A 6,558-nucleotide genomic window follows, 5' to 3' on the forward strand; every position below is an offset into this window, starting at 1 on the left:
AGGGATTTTTTTTTACCAAAAACCAACCAAACTTTATTATCATGAAACAAGTATTTCTCGTGCTACTTATTGCTTTTGTGCTACCCATTACTTCGGAAGCACAAGATATAGCCTTAAAAGGCAAAGAACTCTTTGGCGATATGAAAGGACGCCATATTGGTCCGGCTTTAATGAGTGGACGCATAAACGATCTTGAAAATCACCCTACCGACGCACGCATACTCTATGCCGGAACTGCCGGAGGCGGTGTTTGGAAGTCGAATGACGGCGGGGCTACTTTTACACCAATTTTCGATGACCACGCACAATCCATTGGCGTAGTGACGCTAGACCCAAGCAATCCCGATCAAGTGATCTGGGTGGGTACCGGTGAAACTTGGACTCGTAATTCGGTGTCTGTAGGTGACGGTCTTTATAAGTCGGTCGATGGCGGAGCCAATTGGATTGAAATTCCCGGCTTCGAAAACAGTGAACGAATCGCTTCTATCGAGATCAACCCAAACAACACCAACGAAATTTATGTAGGCGTTTTAGGAGCTTTATGGAGTGATAGTGAAGATCGCGGGGTGTACAAAACTACCGATGGTGGAAAAACATGGAATAAGGTATTATATGTTGGCCCTTCTACAGGTGCAGCAGATGTGATCATGGATCCCGAAGATCCTTCTATACTCTACGCCTCCATGTGGGAGTTTAGACGCACCGGATGGGGATTTACTTCGGGCGGACCCAACAGTGCCTTGTACAAATCTACCGATAGCGGAGCAACCTGGAACAAGATCCATACAAACTTTCCGGCAGGCGATCTTGGTAGAATTGCGATAGCTGTTGCCCCTAGTGATGCATCTATTTTATATGCGGTCTTAGAAACAGAAGAACCGGCAAAAAACGGGTTGTGGAAATCAACGAACGCAGGTGCTAGCTGGGAACATCTAAATAATGATTTTGGATTAACCGTTCGACCATTCTATTTTTCGAGAATTACGGTCGATCCTAACGATCCCAACGTAATTGTAAAGGGAGGACTATACGGCTCTATAAGTCGAGATGGTGGTAAAACCTTTAAAAATCTTGGTACTATGCACAGTGACATACACGATGTTACTTTTGCTATCAATAATAGTGATATCCTCTATGCGGGTACCGATGGAGGTGTTTATCGCTCATGGAACGGTGGAACCACTTTCGAAATCGTTGAAAACCTACCATTATCTCAATTCTATCATATAAGTGTTGACGATGCAGAACCGTATAATGTATACGGCGGACTTCAAGATAATGGTTCTTGGTGGGGTCCCTCCTCCTCACCCGGAGGTGTTAACGCACGCGACTGGAATAGCGTTGGTATCGGTGATGGTTTCCGCGTTTTAAAGCATCCAACGAAGAATATCATCTATTCTGAAATGCAAGGCGCGCAAAACGTATGGCGCTACGATGTCGATAAGAATAGAACAAAAACCATACAGCCTTTACCCAAAAAAGGAGATCCGGATTTACGTTTTAATTGGAACGCACCTATGGCTGTAAGCAATCATGCTCCCGATAGATTTTACATGGGGAGTCAGTTTTTACATCGTTCTAACGATATGGGCGATAGTTGGGAAATTATCTCACCGGACCTCACGACCAACGATCCCAACAAGCAAGACCAGTCTAAATCGGGTGGGCTTTCGGTCGATAACAGTGGTGCTGAGAACCACACCACAATTTTTACAATTGCCGAATCACCTTTAAATGAAAATGTGATCTGGGTAGGTACCGATGATGGCAACGTGCAAGTAACAACTAACGGTGGAAGTACTTGGAACAATGTTACCCCAAACTTAGTTGGAATTCCGGCAAACACTTGGGTGTATCATATTGAAGCCAGTGTACACAACGAAGGAACGGCTTATGCCGTTTTCGATGGACATACAACTGGAGACATGAAACCGTACGCTTTAAAGACGACCGATTTTGGTAAAACATGGAAATCGATCATCTCACCCGACATCGATGATCGTGCCTTTGTACGCAATATTCAAGAGGATCATGTAAATGAGGACCTTTTGTTTTTAGGAACAGAATTTGGATTGTATGTGACTATTGATGGTGGAAAGAATTGGTCTCATTTTACGAACAATATGCCTAAAGTAGCAGTTCATTTTATAGACCTTCAGAAGCAAACAAACGATCTGGTTATGGGAACTCACGGACGCGGTGTGATCATTATCGATGATATTAGTCCGTTGCGCGAGCTCGATCAAGAAATCTTAGCTAAAGATGTCCATTTTTTCGATACAGAACCTTTTGAGATGACCGAGGAAAGCGGATTTAGTAGCAGTTTTGGTACCGAGACTCAGTTTGTTGGCGCCAATAGAAACACGAATGCCCGTATTGTATATTACCTTAAAAAGCGTCACACCTTTGGTAAAATGACCATGGAGGTGCAAGATATGGATGGAAACAAGGTTGCGACCCTTGCTCCGGGAAAATCGAAGGGAATTAATGTGGTCTATTGGAACTTTAACACCTTTGCGCCAATAATGGCAGAAGGAAAATCACTTTCAACCGCTGGATTTACTGCGCCTAGAGTGCCTGCAGGAACGTATAAAATCGTACTAACGAAAGGAAAGGAAACATACGAACATGAGATTACCCTTACGTATGATGAAAATTCATTAAGTACATTAGCCGAACGTGAAGAACAGCAATTGTATACCAAAAAGCTGTATGATATGGTGGAAGAATTTGCCTATATGGTATACAAGATCGAAACGCATAAAGCAGCCGCACAGCAGGTAATAGATAAGCACCCTAAAGGCAAAAAAACGGCTGCCAAGTTTTATGACGCTTTAGAATCGCTTCGGAAGGATGTTGTCGTGACTACCGGCGATAATTATGTAGCTACGGCAGAACCTGAATTACGCGAAGAAATGGGAGATCTGTACGCCAATGTTGCTACTAACTACGATGCCGTTTCCGCGGCACACAAATTAAATTACGAATTGATCGCTTCCGAATTTGATGAGGCGAAAGCACGTTTTGATGCTATTATGGAAAAAGAGGGAAAGAAATTTATGTCATTCATTGAAAAGAATGAAGTAGAAGTCCCGAACGTCCAATCGAAAGAAGCGTACTTAGAAAAATAATAATTAGTCCTGCACAACCTTAAAAACCCCACGTTTTGTGGGGTTTTTTTATTTATTAATATAGATCGTCTTTCGGTTCATAAACTCGCGAATACCATGTTTACTAAGCTCACGACCATAACCACTTTCTTTGACTCCGCCGAATGGTAAACGCGGATCACTTTTCACCAATTCATTGATAAACACAGCACCTTCGTTGAATCGATAGGATAATTTTTCGGCTGCTTCTATGTCTTCGGAAAAAATGGAAACACCTAATCCGAAGCGAGAGTTATTCGAAAGTTCAACGGCTTCATCAATATCTTTAAACGTAGTGATAGCCAGTGCAGGGCCAAATGTCTCTTCGTAAAACATAGGCATCTTGGTTGTTATCTTACTCACCAATGTAGGCTCAAAATAGGCGTTCTGCCGCTTCCCTCCTAGCAGCAATCTTGCTCCTTGCTCTACCGACTGTTTCACTTGTTCTTCTAGATCTTTAGCTAAGTCTTCACGAGCTAAGGTGCCAATATAGGTGTCGTTATCGGTAGGGTCACCACTCTTTAATTCTCTTACTTTCACTATGAGTCGTTCAATGAATTCTTCGGAAATAGATTCTTGTACTAGCAACCGTTTCCCGGCGATACAACTTTGTCCGGTATTTTGGAAACGGGCTTGTACGCATGTGTCTAAAGTAGCTTCCATATCGCAGTCGGCCAATACGATCAATGCGTTATTGCCTCCCAGTTCCAACACTGTTTTCTTAATTGCTTTACCCGCAGTCTTTGCTACAGCAGCTCCTGCCGGGCCACTACCTGTAAGTGTAACGGCTTTAATTATTGGGTTTTCTATTATAGGTTCGATGGCATCACTTCCCACTAAGAGTGTTGTAAAACAGCCATCTGGGAAGCCGGCACGCTTAAACACCTTTTCTATGTTCAAGGCATTTCCAAAAACATTGGATGCATGCTTTAATACCCCAATATTACCCGCCATGAGTGCGGGCGCTGCAAAACGGAAGACTTGCCAAAACGGATAGTTCCATGGCATTATCGCCAATACTACACCCATTGGTTCATAGCGCACATAACTACGGTGCGCATCGGTTTTTGTTATTTCGTCTTTAAGATGTGCTTCAGCATTGTTGGCATAATACTCACAGACCCAAGCACATTTTTCGATCTCTGCGATCGACTGTGATATGGGCTTTCCCATTTCTGAAGTCATGGTCTCGGCATAGGATTGTTTGTTCTTTTTTAATTCGGAAGCTGCTGCCAACATGAGCTTTGATCGTTCACTAAAAGAACGTTCGCGCCACGATTGAAATCGATTGTCTGCTTTCTTAAGAATTTCGTCTATTTCTTTTTTCGTATGCGATTTGTAGGACTTTATTTCATTCCCGGTATATGGATTAATTGAAGTTATGGTGGCCATGTTTTTCTTTTAAAAATACTGAAAAGCCCTGTAAACATTGAGCCCGTTAAGACTACTTTAACGCCAAAAATTGTTGAAAAGCCGTTTATAACTATGAACGCTTCAGAAAAGAACTGCCCGATCAAAACTGTATTTTTATTAAAACGCTATTATGGAAACCAGAGATTTAGTTCTTTTAGAACTACGCCCCACGATCCCTTCTGCGATTGTTAATGACACCATGTCTTCCGAGGAGATCTTTCAAAATGCGACCTTACGTCCTATCGCCAAACTCCAGAACGAGTTATTGTTAGCTGTATTTCAAAATTATATCCGAAAGCACAAAAATGTGTTTTACGACCTTACTATTGAAAAGCGGTTAGATTATATCGAGAACGCTATTCATAAGGATATGAAGTTTAGAAACTCCCTTAAAGGGATCGTCATAGGTCAGTTTACTTTGCAGGAATACGAACAGTACATTGAAAATTCTTCTGCTTTGAACAAGCGAATGATGAATATTGTAAAAGAGCGCCTAAAAAGTAATATTCAACTTTTAGCCTACGAGTACGCGCATTAGGAAACCGATAATAATCGTGAGTGCAAAACTCATGAGCGTACCAATTAAAACGTATTCAGTTTGTTTACGAGCGTCCGCTTTTCCTTTATCGCTAAATCGCAAAATGGATTTGGCTGCAATAAGAAAGCCAATAGCCGCAAAGTTATTGGTAAGTATAAACGTTAGCACGAGTATGCGCTCGAATATTCCAATGTAGCGCCCGGCCTTTTCTAGACTGGGAAATGCTCCGGCTTCGGTCGCAATTTCTTCCTGCCAACGCTGTGTTGCTTTGCCAATTATAAAGCCTACCGGAAAGATCACTAGTAGATAACCAATGAGTATTACCAATACCGTTTCCGAAGTAAATAATGCTTCGATAAAAGGAATGATCTCCATAAAATTGTTGGTAAGGTACAGCCACACCCCTAATAAAACCAATACGTGAAATAGTTGATCCAGCAGGAAATATCCTAATGAATCGGAAGCTTGACTTAACTTCCACAGATCGATGGCAAAATGAGTTACGGTAATGATGATAGCAACTCCCCACAAGGACCAATCGTGAATAATTAAGTAAGTTAACAGTCCTGCCAGTAGTGAATGAAGATATAAAAACGGAGACCTGATCTTTAATCTACGCTTTTGCAAAATGAGTGATTTTGGTTGTAACACAAAATCGGTTAAGGTATGCGCAAGCAATAATTGAAGGGCTAATACGAGTTCTGTCGTCATACAAAATGTTTTTTGGCTACTGTTTCGTAACGCTGCAACAGTAAATTGATCGCATCCCAATCTGCAGCCTGTTTGCGATGATTAATGGCTGCCTGACTGCGTTCTACGGCTTTCGCAATAGCTTGTTCTTTGTAGTTTTGTAGCAGATAATAAACCACTTCTGCCGATGCGACCGACCAACGATTGGTGGTTGTATCTAGAAAAGCGCAACTTACCTTGAATTCGTCGTTAAGATCGGGGTTTGGAGTTGTTAGTGCCATTTTTAAGCCCTGCCCTTTCATAGCATCCAGCGTACGCCCTGAATACTGGAACGCCTGACCATTACTCTCTGCCAGAGCATTTTTATCGTACTCGGCCTCCCCTATTCCAATCGCAATGCGGATATCGGCTTTTGGGGTTTTATTCTTAGCGCCCTCATTTTCTTCGGAATAGCTGTTGATAGCACATTTTATTTGCAACGCAATACGTAGGGCTAATTCCGGGTTTTCTATAACGCCTTGAAAGCTATCGCCTCGATACATTGAAAAGGTCATCGCTTCATCGGCATACGCACCCTTTATACGCTCCAATTCTCGCTTTAAAATGGCAAGGATCGCTTTAAGCGTTTTCGGTGTATATTCCGAAGAATTAATTAAATCTCCACTAAGAACCGCAATTGTCTTCATTATAATTGGTACTTAAGACTATAAGCTTAATTACTTATAAAACACTAATATTAGTTTTAAAGCTAATAAAACAACAATATAA

The 6,558-nt window shown here is 41.8% G+C and carries 5 protein-coding genes; 2 read left to right on the plus strand and 3 right to left on the minus strand.

Going from position 1 to position 6,558, the window contains the following annotated elements; genetic code table 11:
* Positions 1-41 precede the first annotated feature (41 nt).
* On the plus strand, positions 42-3,131 hold the full coding sequence (locus DWA30_RS00290) for a WD40/YVTN/BNR-like repeat-containing protein (RefSeq protein WP_114490556.1): 3,090 nt from the start codon (positions 42-44) through the stop codon (positions 3,129-3,131).
* Between the two features lie 48 nt (positions 3,132-3,179).
* On the opposite strand, the gene DWA30_RS00295 is transcribed toward DWA30_RS00290, so the two are convergent.
* The gene (locus tag DWA30_RS00295; RefSeq protein WP_114490549.1) at positions 3,180-4,541 is read right to left on the minus strand and encodes an NAD-dependent succinate-semialdehyde dehydrogenase; all 1,362 of its coding nucleotides are present in this window, start codon (positions 4,539-4,541) and stop codon (positions 3,180-3,182) included.
* Positions 4,542-4,692: 151 nt separating this feature from the next.
* Here DWA30_RS00295 and DWA30_RS00300 point away from each other — a divergent pair, with 151 nt between their 5' ends.
* Entirely contained in the window at positions 4,693-5,100 is a 408-nt protein-coding gene (locus DWA30_RS00300) for a glyoxalase (RefSeq protein WP_114490550.1), read from the plus strand.
* Here the strand turns inward: DWA30_RS00300 and DWA30_RS00305 are convergent.
* Complete coding sequence (locus DWA30_RS00305) at positions 5,077-5,811, minus strand: DUF3307 domain-containing protein (protein WP_114490551.1); 735 nt, start codon at positions 5,809-5,811, stop codon at positions 5,077-5,079. The two genes, DWA30_RS00300 and DWA30_RS00305, sit on opposite strands and share 24 nt — an antisense overlap.
* Complete coding sequence (locus tag DWA30_RS00310; protein ID WP_114490552.1) at positions 5,808-6,476, minus strand: hypothetical protein; 669 nt, start codon at positions 6,474-6,476, stop codon at positions 5,808-5,810. Before DWA30_RS00310 ends, DWA30_RS00305 begins: the two co-directional genes overlap by 4 nt.
* Positions 6,477-6,558 lie beyond the last annotated feature (82 nt).

Source organism: Candidatus Ulvibacter alkanivorans (genome assembly GCF_003333325.1).
Lineage (GTDB): Bacteria > Bacteroidota > Bacteroidia > Flavobacteriales > Flavobacteriaceae > Ulvibacter_A > Ulvibacter_A alkanivorans.

Bases quoted from the DNA above. Each gene is read 5' to 3' on its own strand.
- DWA30_RS00300 (WP_114490550.1), top strand. From the start codon at position 4,693: ATGGAAACCAGAGATTTAGTTCTTTTAGAACTACGCCCCACGATCCCT.
- DWA30_RS00295 (WP_114490549.1), bottom strand. From the start codon at position 4,541: ATGGCCACCATAACTTCAATTAATCCATATACCGGGAATGAAATAAAG.
- DWA30_RS00305 (WP_114490551.1), bottom strand. From the start codon at position 5,811: ATGACGACAGAACTCGTATTAGCCCTTCAATTATTGCTTGCGCATACC.
- DWA30_RS00310 (WP_114490552.1), bottom strand. From the start codon at position 6,476: ATGAAGACAATTGCGGTTCTTAGTGGAGATTTAATTAATTCTTCGGAA.
- DWA30_RS00290 (WP_114490556.1), top strand. From the start codon at position 42: ATGAAACAAGTATTTCTCGTGCTACTTATTGCTTTTGTGCTACCCATT.